At 53.4% G+C, this 16,745-nt stretch carries 15 protein-coding genes and 1 tRNA gene; 8 read left to right on the forward strand and 8 right to left on the reverse strand.

Annotated elements, in window-relative coordinates:
* Positions 1-33 precede the first annotated feature (33 nt).
* Both H1D41_RS03380 and H1D41_RS03385 read left to right on the forward strand, forming a co-directional pair.
* Positions 34-2,139 carry a 3-hydroxyacyl-CoA dehydrogenase NAD-binding domain-containing protein gene (locus H1D41_RS03380; RefSeq protein WP_228847586.1) on the forward strand — a complete coding sequence of 702 codons (2,106 nt, stop codon included), beginning with the start codon at positions 34-36 and terminating at the stop codon, positions 2,137-2,139.
* Positions 2,140-2,149: 10 nt separating this feature from the next.
* Positions 2,150-2,890 (forward strand): SDR family oxidoreductase, encoded by a 741-nt coding sequence (locus H1D41_RS03385; protein ID WP_228847587.1) that lies wholly within the window; start codon positions 2,150-2,152, stop codon positions 2,888-2,890.
* An 83-nt stretch (positions 2,891-2,973) separates the two neighbouring features.
* Here the strand turns inward: H1D41_RS03385 and H1D41_RS03390 are convergent, their stop codons facing one another.
* Both H1D41_RS03390 and H1D41_RS03395 read right to left on the reverse strand, forming a co-directional pair.
* Positions 2,974-3,303 carry an arsenate reductase family protein gene (locus H1D41_RS03390; protein ID WP_228847588.1) on the reverse strand — a complete coding sequence of 110 codons (330 nt, stop codon included), beginning with the start codon at positions 3,301-3,303 and terminating at the stop codon, positions 2,974-2,976.
* Positions 3,304-3,327: 24 nt separating this feature from the next.
* Positions 3,328-3,504, reverse strand: coding sequence for a hypothetical protein (locus H1D41_RS03395; protein ID WP_198645424.1), 177 nt, complete (start codon positions 3,502-3,504; stop codon positions 3,328-3,330).
* 229 nt (positions 3,505-3,733) lie between these two features.
* Here H1D41_RS03395 and yecR point away from each other — a divergent pair, with 229 nt between their 5' ends.
* Positions 3,734-4,057 carry a YecR family lipoprotein gene (yecR, locus tag H1D41_RS18450; RefSeq protein WP_394355381.1) on the forward strand — a complete coding sequence of 108 codons (324 nt, stop codon included), beginning with the start codon at positions 3,734-3,736 and terminating at the stop codon, positions 4,055-4,057.
* Between the two features lie 221 nt (positions 4,058-4,278).
* Here the strand turns inward: yecR and groL are convergent, their stop codons facing one another.
* The 3 genes from groL to H1D41_RS03410 form a co-directional block, all read right to left on the reverse strand.
* Positions 4,279-5,928, reverse strand: coding sequence for a chaperonin GroEL (gene groL / locus H1D41_RS03400; RefSeq protein WP_107496527.1), 1,650 nt, complete (start codon positions 5,926-5,928; stop codon positions 4,279-4,281).
* Between the two features lie 60 nt (positions 5,929-5,988).
* The gene (locus H1D41_RS03405) at positions 5,989-6,276 is read right to left on the reverse strand and encodes a co-chaperone GroES (protein ID WP_107496528.1); all 288 of its coding nucleotides are present in this window, start codon (positions 6,274-6,276) and stop codon (positions 5,989-5,991) included.
* Positions 6,277-6,431: 155 nt separating this feature from the next.
* The gene (locus H1D41_RS03410) at positions 6,432-7,400 is read right to left on the reverse strand and encodes a hypothetical protein (RefSeq protein WP_228847589.1); all 969 of its coding nucleotides are present in this window, start codon (positions 7,398-7,400) and stop codon (positions 6,432-6,434) included.
* A 124-nt stretch (positions 7,401-7,524) separates the two neighbouring features.
* On the opposite strand from H1D41_RS03410, the gene H1D41_RS03415 reads away from it, so the two are divergent.
* The 4 genes from H1D41_RS03415 to H1D41_RS03425 all read left to right on the forward strand — a co-directional run bounded on the left by H1D41_RS03415 (position 7,525) and on the right by H1D41_RS03425 (position 9,233).
* Entirely contained in the window at positions 7,525-8,532 is a 1,008-nt protein-coding gene (locus H1D41_RS03415; RefSeq protein ID WP_228847590.1) for a TraB/GumN family protein, read from the forward strand.
* 70 nt (positions 8,533-8,602) lie between these two features.
* Entirely contained in the window at positions 8,603-8,803 is a 201-nt protein-coding gene (locus H1D41_RS18455) for a hypothetical protein (protein ID WP_394355382.1), read from the forward strand.
* On the forward strand, positions 8,751-9,044 hold the full coding sequence (locus tag H1D41_RS18460; RefSeq protein WP_394355383.1) for an IclR family transcriptional regulator domain-containing protein: 294 nt from the start codon (positions 8,751-8,753) through the stop codon (positions 9,042-9,044). Before H1D41_RS18455 ends, H1D41_RS18460 begins: the two co-directional genes overlap by 53 nt.
* Positions 9,045-9,159: 115 nt before the next feature.
* Positions 9,160-9,233 (forward strand) — tRNA-Cys (locus H1D41_RS03425).
* 68 nt (positions 9,234-9,301) lie between these two features.
* On the opposite strand, the gene H1D41_RS03430 is transcribed toward H1D41_RS03425, so the two are convergent.
* Positions 9,302-10,387, reverse strand: a complete 1,086-nt coding sequence (locus tag H1D41_RS03430) for a tyrosine-type recombinase/integrase (RefSeq protein ID WP_228847592.1) — start codon at positions 10,385-10,387, stop codon at positions 9,302-9,304.
* 1,276 nt (positions 10,388-11,663) lie between these two features.
* Here H1D41_RS03430 and H1D41_RS03435 point away from each other — a divergent pair.
* Positions 11,664-12,818 (forward strand): lytic murein transglycosylase, encoded by a 1,155-nt coding sequence (locus tag H1D41_RS03435; RefSeq protein WP_228847593.1) that lies wholly within the window; start codon positions 11,664-11,666, stop codon positions 12,816-12,818.
* Between the two features lie 403 nt (positions 12,819-13,221).
* Here H1D41_RS03435 and H1D41_RS03440 read toward each other — a convergent pair whose 3' ends face one another.
* Together H1D41_RS03440 and H1D41_RS03445 are read right to left on the reverse strand one after the other, a co-directional pair.
* Complete coding sequence (locus H1D41_RS03440; protein WP_228847594.1) at positions 13,222-15,720, reverse strand: S8 family peptidase; 2,499 nt, start codon at positions 15,718-15,720, stop codon at positions 13,222-13,224.
* Between the two features lie 9 nt (positions 15,721-15,729).
* Positions 15,730-16,734, reverse strand: a complete 1,005-nt coding sequence (locus H1D41_RS03445) for an AAA family ATPase (RefSeq protein WP_228847595.1) — start codon at positions 16,732-16,734, stop codon at positions 15,730-15,732.
* Between the last annotated feature and the right edge of the window lie 11 nt (positions 16,735-16,745).

Genomic DNA, 16,745 nt, shown 5'->3' on the forward strand with positions numbered 1-16,745 from the left:
AAAACCGTAACACTTATTGCCGGAGTAAACACCGTGAGCCAGGCTGTCAGCTACGACCTTAACGGAGCCATTGCGGTTCTGACTATCAGTAATCCTCCGGTGAATGCACTGGGGCTTGCGGTGCGCCAGGGCCTGGTTGCCGGTATTGAAAAAGCCGAAGCGGATGCGGCTGTCAAAGCGGTTCTGATCATCGGTGAAGGCCGTACCTTCCCGGCCGGGGCCGATATCCGCGAATTTGGCAAACCGCCTGTTGATCCTTATCTGCCCGAAGTCGTGTTGCGGATCGAAGCCTGCAACAAACCCGTTGTCGCGGCCCTTCACGGCACGGCCCTTGGCGGCGGGCTTGAGGTTGCGCTTGGCGCGCATTACCGCATTGCCGACAAAGCGGGTCGGATTGGCCTGCCCGAGGTAAACCTTGGCATCCTGCCGGGTGCAGGCGGCACGCAGCGCACAACCCGCATTGCCGGTGCAAAAGCCACACTGGATCTGGCGACCGGCGGCAAGCCAATTGGCGCAGATAATGCCCATGCGCTGGGGATCATTGACCGGATTGCAGAAGGCGACCTGAAAGAGGCTGCACTGGCCTATGCCAATGAGCTGATTGCAACCGGCACCGCTTCGCGTCCTTCTGGTGAGCGCCGCGAAGGTCTTGCGGATGAAGCGGCAAATCTGGCAGCGATTGAGGACACAAAAACCACGCTGGCCAAACGCGCCCGCGGCCAGTTTGCGCCTTTCCGCATTGTCGAATGTGTCGAAGCTGCCCTGACACTGCCCATCAATGAAGGTCTGGCGTTTGAGCGCGAACAATTCCTGAAATGCATGGAAACCCCACAACGCCAGGGCCTGATCCATGCGTTCTTTGCGGAACGCACCTGCACCAAAGTGCCGGAAGCCTCACGTGCCGAACCCCGCCCTCTGAACCAGATCGCGGTCATCGGCGGCGGCACCATGGGCGCGGGCATCACCGTTGCGGCCCTGAACGCAGGCCTGCCGGTTGTGATGGTGGAACGGGACGCGGAAAGCATCGCACGCGGCCAGGCCAATGTAGAAAAGGTCTATGACGGCATGGTCAAAAAGGGCCGCCTGGACGAAGCAGGCAAAGCAAAACGCATGGCGCTGTTTGCATCTGCCACCGATTACGCAGCCCTGTCAGATGTGGATCTGATCATCGAGGCCGTGTTTGAGAACCTTGAGGTCAAACAGGATGTCTTTCGCCAGTTGGATCAGGTCGCAAAGCCCGGTGCGGTGCTGGCAACAAACACATCTTATCTGGATGTGGATGCGATCGCCAATGTCACCAAACGCCCGCAGGATGTGATCGGCCTGCACTTCTTTTCGCCCGCTAATATCATGAAGCTTTTGGAAATTGTTGTCCCCGCCAACCCGGCGGATGATGCTGTGGCAACTGGTTTTGCTTTGGCGAAGACGTTGAAGAAAACCCCTGTACGCGCCGCCAATGCGGACGGGTTTATCGGCAACCGGATCTACAAAGCTTACGGGCTTTGCGCGACCTATATGATGGAAGATGGCGCAAGCCCCTATGAAATCGACAAAGCGATTTATGACTTCGGTTACCCGATTGGGATTTTCCAGGTCCATGATCTGGCGGGGATGGATATTTCCTGGGCGAACCGCAAACGCCTTGCGGCCACGCGCAACCCGCTTGAGCGCTATAGCGCCGTGCAGGACAAAATCTGCGAGGCCGGGCACTTCGGCCAGAAGACCGGGCGTGGCATGTATGTCTATCCGGAAGGAGCACGTAAGGGGGAGCCAAACCCTGATGTTCTGAAGGTGATTGCTGAGGAACAGGCCCGCCTGGGCATCACCCCGCGCGACTTCACCGCCGAAGAAATCATGCGCCGCTATATGGCGGCGATGGTGAATGAGGGCGCGAAAGTGCTGCAAGAAAATGTCGCCCTGCGCCCGTCTGACATCGATGTTGTGGCGCTGTATGGCTACGGCTTCCCGCGTTATCGCGGTGGCCCGATGAAATATGCGGATATGTATGGGCTGGAAAACCTGCTGGCGGATCTGCGGGCGTTTGAAGCTGAGGATGCATATTTCTGGAAACCCGCCCAATTGCTGGTTGACCTTGTGGAAAATGGCCGCTCTTTTGAGGATCTGAACAAAGAGAGCTGAAGGTCATCAGATGTCACAGAAAACCGCCATCATCACAGGCGCAGGCAGCGGTATTGGCCGGGCCTGCGCGCAGATCCTGCTGGATAAGGGCTGGCAGGTTGGGCTGATCGGGCGGCGGGAAGAGGCATTACTTGAAACGGCTGAAGGATACGGCACCGCCCTGCCCCTGCCCTGTGACGTGACGGATGAAGCATCCGTGGGAAAAGCCTTTGATAAAGCACATAAAATCTGGGGACGGCTGGATCTGTTGTTTAACAACGCAGGCATGCTGATGCCGGGCAAACCGCTGGATGAAATCGCTGTGAATGATTGGCGGGCGATGGTGGATGTGAACCTGAACGGGGCGTTTATCTGTGCCCGCAAAGCCTTTGGCCTGATGCGCCATCAGACTCCGCAGGGTGGCCGTATCATCAACAATGGTTCGGTGTCTTCCTATGTGCCACGCCCCGGCACTGCGCCTTATGCGGCAACAAAACATGCGATTTCCGGGCTGACCAAAACGATTTCTCTGGATGGGCGGGCATTTAATATTGCATGCGGTCAGATTGATATTGGCAATGCCGCAACTGAGATGGTGGATCAGATCCGCGCGGGTGTGTTGCAGGCCGATGGCAGCATAAAAGGCGAACCCGCGATGGAAGTTCCTGACATCGCCAGGGCCTTTCTGTATATGGCGGAATTGCCGGAAGGTGCGAATGTTCAGAACATGACGGTGATGGCCACCAACATGCCCTTCATTGGCCGCGGTTAAGGCGCGCCACTAGGGGAAAGTTTAAAGTCTGTACAGGTGGCAAAGGCCGGAATGTACAGATTATACATGCCAATCTACGGTATTTATGCCGTAGTGATTGCCGCCTGCACGGCCTCATCCCAGCCCAGATGAAACGCATCCCCATCCCGGATCACCGGGCGGGTCATGAGCTTGGGTTTTGCGGCAAGCTGGGCCTCAGCCTCAGAGTTCTTCAGCCAGTCGCTGAGACCACGCCAGTCCGGGGATTTCCGATCAACCAGACGATCACCAAATTCTGCGATCAGTTCCGCCCATTCATCGTCGGACATAGGATCAGCGCGCACATCGCGAAAATCCACATTCCGCCCGGCCTCTTCCAGGGTCCGGATGGCACGTTTGGTGAGGGCACAGGTTGAGATACCGTAAACGATCATTGGGTCTTCCTTATGGGCGGATGCTTATTTGGCGTCCCGCGAGGCTTTTTCTTCCTTCGACAGCTTCACACCCCAGGTGTTCTTGCTGATGCCAAGATCGGCTGGTAAAGGTTTGGTTTTACCCTGTTTAACAGTGCCGCCTTTGTTCAGGAATTCCTGAATGAGAGCATCATCTGTGGTGGGCTTGGGGACTTGTTTCATCGCTGCGGCCTTTCGTGGTTACGCGTGGCGCCTGAGATTGGTCTTAGGCGTAACTTAGCAGGGATGTGGGGGAAAGGAAGGGGGGGCATTTCCCAATGATATAACTTAACTGAATAGGATCACCCCAGCAGCGTGAATATTCAATTTCGGCAGCACAATCAGTGATTGTAAAATAAGTTGGTGACTGATCTAACGCGAGTATAACGCGCTATCACAATTAGGAAAACCTATGAAGTACATTACTAAAGCAAGTCTGCTATCATTGATTGGCCTCACACTTGTCAGCTGCGCTACACCTGTAGAAAAGACACCGCTTCCAATTGGGGGCAGCCGAGCAGACGGATCTGTGGTGCTTGGTTATCAGCACTCCTGGATCGAAGTACCCACAGTGGACTGGGCTGCGGCAAGCGTATCAGCAACACGCAGATGTCAAGCCTGGGGCTATCGGTCAGCGGATCCATTTGAGGGCATCAGAACTCAATGTGAACGCTCTGATGTATACGGGACATGCTTGGAAACGACAGTTTCAAAAACCTATCAGTGCTTAAATTGATCTAATTTCACCGCGACACTCGGCCGGCGTGTTGCCAGAAGCGATCAAACTTGCATTGCAGGGCGAACTCATAGAACACTAAAAAGCTCAATGTATCCACAAAAAAGGCCTCGCGATTGCGAGGCCTTTCTTATTTTCTGTGCGTGGGGGCTTTCGGTAGATTGGCCCTGGGGGCCAATCGCCTGACGCGTCCAGACAGAATTTCCTTACGGAAATTCGTCTTACATCATGCCGCCCATGCCGCCCATGCCGCCCATGTCCGGCATGCCGCCACCAGCTGCGCCAGCAGGTGCAGGCTTGTCAGCGATCATAGCTTCTGTGGTGATCAGCAGACCCGCGATGGAGGCTGCATCTTCCAGAGCAGTACGTGTGACTTTCACAGGGTCGATCACGCCGAAGGAGAACATGTCGCCATATTCTTCAGTCTGTGCGTTGAAACCAAATGCAACGTCGTCAGATTCACGGATCTTGCCCGCAACAACGGCACCGTCAACACCAGCGTTTTCAGAAATCTGACGCAGAGGCGCTTCGATTGCTTTACGCACGATGGTGATACCAGCGTCCTGATCAGCGTTCGCACCCGAGAGAGAAGCCAGACCTTTGCCAGCCTGAACCAGAGCAACACCACCACCAACGATGACGCCTTCTTGTACAGCAGCGCGGGTTGCGTTCAGAGCATCGTCAACACGATCTTTGCGCTCTTTTACTTCAACTTCGGTCATGCCGCCAACGCGGATAACAGCAACGCCGCCCGCCAGTTTCGCAACACGTTCCTGCAGTTTTTCACGGTCATAATCGGAAGAAGTTTCTTCGATCTGGCCACGGATCTGCGCAACACGTGCTTCGATCTCTGCTTTCTCACCGTTGCCGTCCACGATTGTGGTTTCGTCTTTGGTGATGTGCACTTTCTTCGCAGTGCCCAGCATGTCCATTGTGACGTTCTCAAGCTTCATGCCGAGATCTTCGGAAATCACCTGACCACCGGTCAGAATTGCGATGTCCTGCAGCATGGCTTTACGACGGTCGCCGAAACCAGGTGCTTTCACAGCAGCGATTTTCAGGCCGCCACGCAGTTTGTTCACAACGAGAGTTGCCAGGGCTTCGCCTTCAACATCTTCCGCGATGATCAGCAGAGGCTTCTGAGACTGGATCACAGATTCCAGCAGCGGAACCATGGACTGCAGGGAAGAAAGCTTCTTCTCGTGCAGCAGGATCATGCAGTCTTCCATGTCTGCAACCATTTTGTCCATGTTGGTCGCGAAGTATGGGGACAGGTAGCCGCGGTCGAACTGCATGCCTTCCACAACGTCAGTCTCAGTTTCGAGACCTTTGTTTTCTTCAACGGTGATCACACCTTCGTTGCCAACGCGCTGCATTGCGTCTGCGATCTGACGACCGATTTCAGCTTCGCCGTTTGCAGAGATGGTGCCAACCTGAGCAACTTCGTCAGTGTCTTTAACTTCACGTGCTGCGCCTTTGAGGGCCTCAACAACGTTTGCAGTTGCCAGATCGATGCCGCGCTTCAGATCCATTGGGTTCAGACCAGCAGCAACCTGCTTGAGGCCTTCTTTAACGATGGCTTGTGCCAGAACAGTCGCGGTTGTTGTGCCGTCGCCTGCTTCGTCGTTGGTGCGGGAAGCAACTTCCTTAACCATCTGTGCGCCCATGTTTTCGAACTTGTCTTCAAGCTCGATCTCTTTGGCAACAGATACACCGTCTTTGGTGATGCGTGGCGCACCAAAAGATTTGTCGATGACAACGTTACGGCCTTTTGGACCCAGAGTTACTTTAACGGCATCTGCAAGCACGTTAACGCCAGCCAGCATACGATTGCGGGCATCGGTATCAAATTTGACGTCTTTCGCCATGATATATTCCTTAGAATTTAAGTGTCAGATAGAAAGTGCGTGGGCACGTGGTTCATTCCCGAATTAGGAAATGATCCCCATGATGTCGCTTTCTTTCATCATCAGCAGTTCTTCGCCGTCGACAGAAACTTCTGTGCCGGACCATTTGCCGAACAGAACTTTGTCGCCTGCAGAAACAGCCATAGCGATCAGTTCGCCGCTGTCTTTGCGCATGCCTTCGCCGCAAGACACAACAGTGCCCTCAGCTGGCTTTTCTTTTGCGCTGTCAGGAATGATCAGGCCGCCAGCGGTTTTTTCGTCGCTTTCAGTACGGCGGACAAGCACGCGGTCGTGCAGTGGTTTCAATGCCATGTTGGATAACTCCTGGCTCATGTTACGTTTCGGTCCGGTGAAATCCGGGCCTTCTCCCATGTTAGCACTCACCCATGGGGAGTGATAACGCGAAAGAGATAGGAGTGTGATGAGGGTGAGTCAAGGCGATGCGGGAGAAAAGGTGAAGGAAATGGTTATTCGCTATTGTCGGCGTCTGACACCTGATCAGGTGGTATCAGTTTGGGGGAAATTTTATCAAATACTTTATAACCCAACACAGTGAGCTTTGCCGCAGTATAGTGTCGCTTCCCATGCATCTGCCTGGTATCGACCAATTCCAACTCCAGAACCTCCTTGCGTTCAAGCTCTTCCATTGAATGTAAGTATTCCTGCATCAAGCGAACCCCTTCTGCCAAATAGCCATTGTTGCGAAGGATACTCTTGAATACATTGCTGTTTGGGAGTGCCTCGATATTCACATTGGCGTGGCTAACCCTCCCCAATGCAAATACGATGAGCGTGCTGAGCGCATCTAGGCTTTCAGCAAGCTGATCTTCACGCGAATTCGCTGTTGGAGATATGCTTGCATCGGTGCCTGGGCCTATTCGCCCTTGCTGCGTGACAATTCCAGCGGGTCTATCCCTAACTTCTTGTATTTCCTCTTGTAGTCGCTCTGCTACTTGTTGGTCTTTAATTTCCACCTTTGCTTCAACATCGCGCTTTGCAGCTTCAATCCGACTTAATTCTTCAACTTCCTGCACCCGTGCCTGCCCTTCTGCCCGAGCAACGGCAAGATCGGCTTCGGCTTTGGTTTTCTTAACAGCAAGTTCAAGCTCGTTAATTTCCCGCAGTATCGCCTCTCCAGCCTGAAGCTGGTGCAACCACCTGTTGGCAAACCGAACGCACCAAACAAATCCTACTCGAATGAACGGCAGGACCAATGCCATGATCCCGCCGATCAGCAGTGGCCAGCCGTAAAGAGATCCATATGAGGTCTTTACATTGAAGTACGTGATGCGAGCGAGCACGGATACATCTGCAAAGAACAGAAAATACAGCGCCTGCCAGTTCACAGCGATGAAGGCAAAAATCACCGAGCCGATGAAAGGGCTGCGGATGCGTTGTTGGGCGGCTTGAAATATTTCTTTAAGAAAATCACACATGCACAATCTATAGGTGTGATGCGCAAACCCGGCAATTGATTATTTCTGCGAAACCACGTCCCACCACCCATTGTCTAACGCCACCTGAAGCGCCATATTCCCCTCAACAACAAAGGGATTTTCCATGCGTTCATTTCTGGCCTCTGCCTTCGCGATTACATTCGGCAGCCTCTCTGCCCTGCCCGGTTTTGCCGCCTGTGAAAGGGTCGATCTGATTGCGCAGATGCCTGCGGAAGAACGCGCCGCACTTTATGAACAGGTGGCGCAGATCCCTTATGCGGAAGGCAACCTGTGGCAGGCGTCAAAGCCCGGCAGTGAGATCATCGTGGTCGGCACGTTTCATATGTTTGATCCGCGTCATGAATATCTGATGCAGGTGCTGACGCCCATGTTGCCGGATCTGGATGCGCTTTATGTGGAAGCGAACCTTGAGGACAGCGCGGCGCTTGAGGCACGGATGGCGACGGATACCTCTTATATGTTCATAACCGAAGGGCCGAGCCTGCTGGAACAGCTTGACCCTGGGGTCTGGGAAACCCTGACGGCCGCCATGGCAGAACGCAATGTTCCTGGATTCATGGTGGCAAAGATGCAGCCCTGGTTTGCGGGTATCACCCTGTCTATGTCCCCCTGCACCACCGCCCTGATGCAAAGTGACCCGGACGCGGCGCGCAATGGCCTGGATCATCAGTTGATGGAAGCCGCCGCGCGCGTGAACCTGCCGACACATAGTCTGGAGGATGCGGAAGAGACCATCGGGATTTTCACCAAAGCCCCGATGGAAGAACAGCTGGAAAACCTGGAGCTGGCTCTGGTGATGGATCAGGACAGCGATGCGCAGTTTGGCACTTTGCGCGAAGCTTATTTTCGCGGGCAGCACGGGCTGATCTGGACATGGTCCATGGCCCAGGCGCGCGCGCATCCCAATGCACCGGATGACCTGGAAGATCTGATTGCGGATTTTGAGACGGATCTGCTGACCAACCGGAACGCGGCCTGGATTGAAATGCTGCGGCGGGACGCGCAGGAGGGCCGCTTTATGGTGGCTGTCGGGGCCGCGCATCTGTTTGGCGAAAACGGCGTTCTGTACCTGCTGGCGCAGGACGGATATGCGCTGACGCGCCTGGACTGAAGACTCGCCAGAGACATCGGAAAGGCCCGGCAGCACATAGCGCCGGGCCTTTTGTTTTGGGTTAACTCAGTTGCTGCAGGAACTGCGCAATGCCGGAAACTACCGGGCGCAACGCCGGAATGCTGGCGTGATCGCCCATATGGGCGACGCGGAAGACCTCTTCTTTATTGGCACCGAAACCACCCGCGATGCGGATCTGATGGTGCTGCGTCAGGTAAGTGACCAGATGGGACGACGCAAAACGCCCGCCGGTTTTCACGAACGACCCTGAGGCATTGACCCGGCAGACCAGCGAGAGCAGAAAAACCGGGTACATCTTCGACAGTCAGGAAAATGAAGAAGGCATCGCCTGCTTTGGCGCTGCAATTATCGATCAGAACAACATTTCTCAGTCCGCAATCAGTGTAACTGTTCCCCTGTTCCGTCTGCACACTGACAAAGCGCAATACGCCCCCCACCTGCTGCAATGCATCCGGACGATTTCAGAACAACTCCGCGCACCGGGGCTGTGAAATTCAGGTGATCATGATGGGAAACTGGTCATACACAATTTCCCGGAGATCACCTCAAAACAGCGCTTGCACATCCTCCACCAAAACCGTAAAAGCCCCCTACCACAAGCAGGCAGGCGAGTTGGCGGAGTGGTGACGCAGCGGATTGCAAATCCGTGTACACGAGTTCGATTCTCGTACTCGCCTCCATTTAAAATCAAATACTTATCCGAAATTTCATTGATTTACAGATGCCCATTTTACAAGGCATTTTACAATTACGTTCCGCTGGTGTTCTTTTCAGCTTTAGCAACCAGCTCCAAAATCTTGTCGGTTTTGTCCCCTCCGACCACTGCATAGACTTCCACCATCTGAGTTGCATACCTCAAATTCCACCCGAACACGGTTGCCAGTTGCACTGCGTCGGCAGCCGCTTCCAGCAGCCGTGTGGTGGCTGTTCCGCGGCAATCGTGCATGTGGAGGCTATAGCCAAGTGCCGCTTCCGTAAGCCCAGCCTTGTTCTTCCAGTGACTAATTCTCTGAGACGCGTATCGTGCCGTCCACGGATTTCCCGACGCATTTACCAGTAAATAGTCCTGCCCTTCTGGTACTGTATCAATGAGTTGCGCCATCTTCGGCGTAATAGGGATATGTGCAAAGACACCCCGCTTGTTGGTTGCGATCCTCAAACGGCGGTTTCCGGAATTTAGGTACTGAACATCGGACATCCGAAGTTTGACCAAATCAGCCGGACGGAGACCCGTCTCAGTCGCAGCAATCAAAACCCGCCCGACACTTTCTGGAGCAACTTTCAGGAACCTATCAATGAATTCCTGAGTCCAGGTGATATGTGCCCGATCAGCTTTGTAAATTTTCTCGAAACTGCAGTAATGATTTCGAATTCGTCCTTTTCCCGCGCCCCAATTCAACAGCATGGTCACCACGGCGCCTGCGTAATCAAACTGTTTAGGACTACTCTTCCAGGCATCGCGCCATTCGTTAACCTCGACTTTCGACTCCCATTCTTCAAACATCACAGCGGGATCATCACCGAATTCAGAGGTGAATCGGCTCAACCACATACTGTAGTCCTCTTTTGTACGTGGTTTCAGTCGATGGTATCGTGGCGAAGACAGGTAGTCATCGACCAAATCAGAAGTCGAAAAACCTGATTTTTTCGGCGCTGCTGCATCTAAGGCAGACACGTAAGCAGTGTGAAACTCTCGTTCCCCTGGCAACCTGTGCCGTGACTTGTAAAATCCGGTCCCTTTCCGGCCACGCAAGCTGAAATAGTACATGCATGAGCCATCAGCCAGTCTTGCCTTTACGCGATGAACCTCTGGAGGAAGACTATCCTTCGGCATTTTTTCGTGCCCTCCTTTGTTCCGTCAGAGATGGCTTCCCTTCCTTATTCACAGGGGCTGTTCTCTGCAGCCCAGCCACAAGGTCCATGCGTTCTCTGACCTGTCGCGGATCGTAGATATTATTTCGTCCGGGCAGACTTTGGATACCAATAGATTTCCACCATGTGCGGCAGCTGGATGTGACGGAACTGTATCCATGTAATTTTGCTAGCTGATCACCGGTGATCAATGTCAATTCGTCATGCATCATTGAAATCACCGCCCTCCAGAAAACTGTCGGGTTCAGAGAGGTACCTCATTCCGGTATCAGCACTGACATGCGGTAACACAGGCACAATCCCTACAGGCCGTCGCTCCCATAGCAGGTGTTTTGCTTTCATATTTTTATCCTCGGACCATTGCTGCAGAATGGTGATGACAAAGCAACGAAAGAAAGCAGAGTGACACATTTCATCGAAGCTGAGGTCATCAACTAATGGCCCGCGCCGGCTGCCTAATAGCAACAATGGACCCGCGTTTTTATTCACGATGACCGTTTAAGGTTGCCGATCTAATTTGCCGTAGCTGTCGGGCCCGAGGAGCACTACTCCGTGTCAGTAGTCGATGTATGATGAAACAAAAAATATTCAAGGCCTTAGTGCTAAGAAAACAAATTTGAGAATGTAAAGCAAATTTGCATAACTATCTGTTATTCCAAACGAACCGATGATGCCGTCGATTTCCTAGGAGACAGCATCTACAAAAATAGTCGGCTGCCGCCTCAAAAGGACAAAAACTCTAACCCTCGGTCGCCTAAGGTAGGGTAAGGGAGAACAATAAGGCAGACATGACACAAAATTGGATGAGTTTTTTTGGGGGGCTGATCAACACCATTTGGTGAACACGCTTTCAGGCACCTCTGTGATGAATGAAAACAGCGAACTCGCCTTGATATAGTTTATTCCTCCCCGTCGCCGTCCCACCGTAAGCGTTGCAACTGACCCCTAGGTTCGGATCTATCTCAGATGGACTTAGAGGTCTATATTGGCGCTACGCGCCAATACGACAAACACAAGATTGGTAATTTCGGCCCAAACTGGACCTTCGACACCCAGTCAATATGTTGTGGTTGGTCCACCGAAGCAGACATTCGTGCTCGACGCAGCATTTTGCCGATTGAAATGCCGATGTTCGGCCATTTGCGCCAATGCCCGGTTTTCATAAATCGTTCTTTCAGTTTACGTTCCGAACCAGTTCCACTACCGTCGCCGTCACAACAAACAGTCACAGGTAACAAATGAAAACCACAAGACGTCGTTTCGGGATTGGCATTGCGGCTTTCGGCTTGACTGCGTGCAGTCAGATCACCCTATCAAGTCGCCATGCCCAAACTTCCACTGTTGCCGTTGGACTGCCATCTGATCTTCGGCCCGTTCCAAACCCAGCTTATGCAGCCTGGGTCGCGGCATTTCGCAGTCGTGCGGGAAGTTACGGCATTTCGGACGCGACAGTCTCAGCCGGGTTTCGCAATACTGGTTATCTTCCCGGCGTTGTCAGGCGTGATCGCAACCAAACCGAATTCAAGCGCAGCTTAGAGGATTATCTTGCTATCGCCGCATCCGATGAACGGATCACAAAGGGCCGCGCCGCATTTTCCCTTCACCGGTCCACCCTCGCAGCACTGGAAGACAGATACGGTGTGGATGCCCAGATCATCGCCGCAATTTGGGGGCTGGAAAGCTTCTATGGCGAACGTCGGGGCGATGTGCCTGTAGTATCGGCCACATCCACTCTCGCCTTTGATGGACGGCGCGGTGCGTTCTTTGAACAACAGCTCGTGGCCGCTCTAAAGATCATACAGAACGGCGATATCACAGCGGACCGGATGACGGGCAGTTGGGCGGGTGCAATGGGCCACACGCAGTTCATTCCAACATCCTACGAGTCGTTTGCGGTCGACTTCACGGGCGACGGGAGGCGCGACATCTGGTCTGAGGACCCGAGCGATGCGCTGGCCTCTACCGCGGCCTACCTTGCACGCAATGGCTGGACACGAGGGATCAGATGGGGTGATGAAGTTGACGCCGGAGCGTCTTCAAGCAACGTTATCCAGCCCCAAGCTGGCGGGCCGCGCTTTGCCGTAACAGGCAATTTCCGGGCGATCAAACGATATAACAATTCAGATGCATATGCGATCGGAGTGGGCCATCTCGCGGACCGTATCAGGGGGGCAGGCCCATTGAGGACGCCCTTTCCACCCGATTCAAACGGGCTAACTAAGGACGATCGGATAGCATTGCAGCAACGCCTGACTACCGCTGGTTTTGACACTGATGGTGCTGACGGCGTGATTGGCCCCAACAGCCGTGCGGCCATCAGTGCTTATCAGTCCAGCCGCGGGTTGCCCGTAACTGGCGAACCCTCGTTAGAATTGCTGCGTGGTCTCAGCTAGCGGTGCAGACGATAGTGCCGAAGCAATGCTAAACCCTGCATCAATGGCGGCAAGGCGCAAGCTAACGTGCAAGTGGTCACTGCAGCAGATCGTAGTTGGTTGAGGCCATTGAAATATAAGCCCTGGGGCCGTTTAACGCGAACGGCCCTAAGCAGGCCGGGTGTAATTTGGGTCTAATGACGGCTCCCAGCCCTTAGCAGTCCTTGCCTTTCGACACGTCGGGCGAATTGCAGACCTTCGCTACAGGCGTATTTCTTTGAAAGCACCGTCCAAAAGAAAACATTTGATTATGGATGGAGCACAAAGAAACTGCGATTAATCCGAGGTCTGAATACCTGGCAAGGACCCAGAACCGCTGCACGGGGGCTTCGCCAAAAAAGGAGGCTCAGGGCATCACTCAGTCCTAAAAATCGATTTCTATGTCGGTGCCCACAGCGACAGATTGCGTTATTATCGCTGAGATATCGGTATGGAGCGTCACACTCTGATCTGGGGTTTTGATCGATACGATCAGGGCATAACGCGACTTCTTGTTGCACACTTTCGCATCAGCTCGACCGCGCCACCAACCACCAACCGGCTTAATGCAAAGCACATCCCGTGTCAGCAAGTGTGCGGCCGGACCCGACCATTCATCACTGTGCAAAGATCCACACGAAATCGAGTCTGGTCCGAACCGCCATTTACCGTCATCGCTCCCTGAGGGCGGCTTGTCGAAACGGTCGGCACGTTCAGTGACGTTCACCCGTTTTTTGAAATTGGTAAGAGTTTCATTCCGCCTTTTGAGATCAAAACGTAGACCGAAAGACTGATACCTGTACGCATCTAATGTTGAGAGCGCGCCAGGATTAGGTTCCACGAAATATGACAAAGTAATCTTCAGCTTAACTTCTCTGTCACCCAAAAGCTCAAGCGCTGCAGCAGGCCAAGGCAGATCATAGTAATGACAATCCTTAAAGCTCCGCCCCCCTGAAGACGTATAGGGCTGGATTTCACTCTGTGCGACCAATGCGAGGTGGTTCTCAGCCGATGCGACAGCGCGCTCAAACGATGGGACACCATAGCCGAAGTGGCGCAACAAAGCGGCAGCATCTGTCTTCCCAAGTGGGTCAAGAACACGGCGCATTTTATCGGTCCACTCAGCACCATGGACCATCAACCCACGAATAGTTTCAGGCCAATAATCCGGATGGCGCTCCATCAGCCGGGCCGCAAGCCGCGAGGCTTCTGCCGTCGCGGCACTGGTCGCGCGAAAGGCTGTCAGAGGTTTTCGGCTGACATCAGGCCCCGAGGTCAGAACTGACAAAGAATTTGTGTCGACGACTGTCTGCTCCGTCGGATCAACAGCACGGTTACCAGCTTCCATGACTATGTCAGGCTTATATGGGCTACGGCCTTTCGTCCAAAGAGTCGAAGACCTTGTGAAAGGGCTGAGTTCACCCGCATCGGACATAGGTTTGTAATCAGCAAGCTCGGGCTCTTGAATGTCAATCTTATCTGTATACCCCCCCACAACCAGCGCGTTCCAAGCCTGGGCCGGATCCTCGATGGCGAGTGTGTCAACAGGCTGGACGTCCCGCATCATAATAGGATTCGGCGCGTTTCCCGCTGAAATGACGAAAAGTCTTCTTGGAGCCTGTTCTCCGCCAATAGTTACACCTGCGGCCTCTTGGTCGATTGCAGCACTCCACGTCGTTGGCTGGATGCCCGAAACACCGTCATTCGTCACCGCCATGCAGAATACTCTTCGCCGATCAGGGTGGTTAGTTTCAGCAATACTCACTGCCGATTTAGTTACAGACCCATAAAACCGCTCTTCGGTAGCTTTTGCACCCGGTGGTGGCAAAATCTTGACGGATTCTAATCGATGACGAAGTTCATAGGGAAGAGATGACCCAAGGCGGAATGTGAGATCACCGTGCAGCGCCAGTCCAGCCATCTGTGTGCCGTGCCCTGGGAAAGGGCCGCTGTCGTCCACGCCCCAAGATTTTACAACAGCATCCTGTTCATTTGTCGCTAGAGCCGGCTCAATGAGATGGTGGCCCCGGTTCACACCGCTATCAAGCAGACATACACTCGGAGCGTCTGAGACAGGCCACTGCACCCGATTTGCGAGATCGTCGGTCCACGCAATCTGATCATCGTCGTCGAGCGTATCAAGAAAGAAAGTCGGATTATCAGTCGCCCGTCGCAGCTCCATAATCGCAAAACGACCAAACAGCATGATCTCAATCATCGTGCGGTTGGCATAAACAGGAATTACGACATGTTCCGGAAATTGCAGGCGCTGATCTACAGCGGCACAGCGCGCATCTAACTGTTCAGCAAGTTCCTCGAGGTCGGCCTCTGCGCTTTTGACGCACCAAACCTCCCACCACATCCAATGTGTTGGATCATCTGGGAGCGCGGCAGGGTCGTCGGTCCAAAAAGTTTCGAGACGTGCTTGGCGAAAACTCTCAATCGGATCGACAAAACTCTTCTGAGGTGGATTATTTGTATCTTCAGTTAAGGGACCGGTGTGGTACTCCTCCAAAACATGGGCCAAGACCGCACGCGCTTCGTCGGGAACGAATAGGCCGACAACCTTGTTCTCAGCCGCGTCCAGCCGGGCAGCCAGTGGCTTTACACCAGATTTTTTACGCTCGAGTTTATCCGCAACCCCACCGCGTTTCAGTTCCACTTCGAGAAATGCGCCCTTGACCGGATCGGTGCGTGGATCATTCGGTCGGCTTTCGTCAAACCCCTTAAGAGCAGATGCTAAATCTCCACGCAGCTTGCCGCCATGGACTGTTCGATCACGCGGCTGCTGCTGTCCGGGAAAGCGATCATTGGATGCTTTGTAATCGTTCCGTGATCTACGACTAATAATGTCGATATGCTTTAAATTATATTTTGAAACCATTTGCTGCTCTTAAGAGTTTATTTTCACCGCTCCAAATGCGTTACGCATCGCCTTGCGGTCATCGAGGCGGTGTAAAATATCGTCGGTTGTCACCTTATCGTGCTCACTCAGAATAGCGGTTTTTACCGCTTCCTCAATTGCGCGCGCTATTTCAGATTGGCTGAATCCCTGAGCAGACCCAACGATTTTCTTCCAAGCCAAATTGGGGTACTTCATCGGCCGCAAATTCGCTTTGATAATCGCTTTGATCTCGTCATCAGATGGTGACTGAAATTCTAAGACCAAATCAAATCTGCGCAGCAATGCTGGATCCAAAAGGTCGGGATAGTTCGTAGCACCAACGATCAAACTGTCCGTACCGTTCGGTTCTTCCATAAACTGCAGAAAGGAGTTGAGCACCCTGCGCATCTCGGCCACATCGTTTTTGGCACCGCGATGAGCGCCCAATGCGTCAAATTCGTCAAAGAGGTATACCCCTCTGTGCCGCGCGGTTTCATCAAAAGCCAATCGTAGCTTCGCAGCCGTTTCACCCATATATCGTGTAATCAAACTATCGAGGCGGATAACAAACAAAGGCAAACGCAGAGCCCCTGCAAGTGCTTCAGCCGTCATCGTTTTTCCAGATCCCGGCGGGCCAACGAACAACACGCGCCTGTTTGGCGTTTTTCCATGTTCGCGCAACCAATGACGCTTATTCTGTTGTAGAACGACGTCATCTATACGCGTCCTCAACATCGGATTGAGCATGACATTGTCCAGATTATGCTCTGGGTTACGCAGCTCGATTAAGTCCGCAAGGTCCCCCCGAGGCGATGCAAACGGCACGGCGACCGATGCACCTTTGCCGGCTAGCTCACGGGCTTTTTCAACTGCAGATCGCAGTTGCTCGGCAGTCGAGCGGTGTCCTGATCGTGCTTCAGATGCTGCAACTTGGAGAGCGATGGCATAGAATTGCTCATCGTCACCATCGGCTCGGCTTTCAAGCATCGCGAGGATTTGCTTTGTGTTAGACATGCGCCCCCCTT

The sequence above is a fragment of the Halocynthiibacter styelae genome (assembly GCF_016123485.1).
GTDB lineage: Bacteria > Pseudomonadota > Alphaproteobacteria > Rhodobacterales > Rhodobacteraceae > Halocynthiibacter > Halocynthiibacter styelae.

What these genes read in the sequence shown, in the direction of transcription:
- H1D41_RS03405 (WP_107496528.1), bottom strand. Translation starts at nt 6,276, where the DNA reads ATGGCATTGAAACCACTGCACGACCGCGTGCTTGTCCGCCGTACTGAA.
- H1D41_RS03445 (WP_228847595.1), bottom strand. Translation starts at nt 16,734, where the DNA reads ATGTCTAACACAAAGCAAATCCTCGCGATGCTTGAAAGCCGAGCCGAT.
- H1D41_RS03430 (WP_228847592.1), bottom strand. Translation starts at nt 10,387, where the DNA reads ATGCCGAAGGATAGTCTTCCTCCAGAGGTTCATCGCGTAAAGGCAAGA.
- H1D41_RS03435 (WP_228847593.1), top strand. Translation starts at nt 11,664, where the DNA reads ATGAAAACCACAAGACGTCGTTTCGGGATTGGCATTGCGGCTTTCGGC.
- H1D41_RS03390 (WP_228847588.1), bottom strand. Translation starts at nt 3,303, where the DNA reads ATGATCGTTTACGGTATCTCAACCTGTGCCCTCACCAAACGTGCCATC.
- H1D41_RS03440 (WP_228847594.1), bottom strand. Translation starts at nt 15,720, where the DNA reads ATGGTTTCAAAATATAATTTAAAGCATATCGACATTATTAGTCGTAGA.
- H1D41_RS03385 (WP_228847587.1), top strand. Translation starts at nt 2,150, where the DNA reads ATGTCACAGAAAACCGCCATCATCACAGGCGCAGGCAGCGGTATTGGC.
- yecR (WP_394355381.1), top strand. Translation starts at nt 3,734, where the DNA reads ATGAAGTACATTACTAAAGCAAGTCTGCTATCATTGATTGGCCTCACA.
- H1D41_RS03395 (WP_198645424.1), bottom strand. Translation starts at nt 3,504, where the DNA reads ATGAAACAAGTCCCCAAGCCCACCACAGATGATGCTCTCATTCAGGAA.
- H1D41_RS03410 (WP_228847589.1), bottom strand. Translation starts at nt 7,400, where the DNA reads ATGTGTGATTTTCTTAAAGAAATATTTCAAGCCGCCCAACAACGCATC.
- H1D41_RS03415 (WP_228847590.1), top strand. Translation starts at nt 7,525, where the DNA reads ATGCGTTCATTTCTGGCCTCTGCCTTCGCGATTACATTCGGCAGCCTC.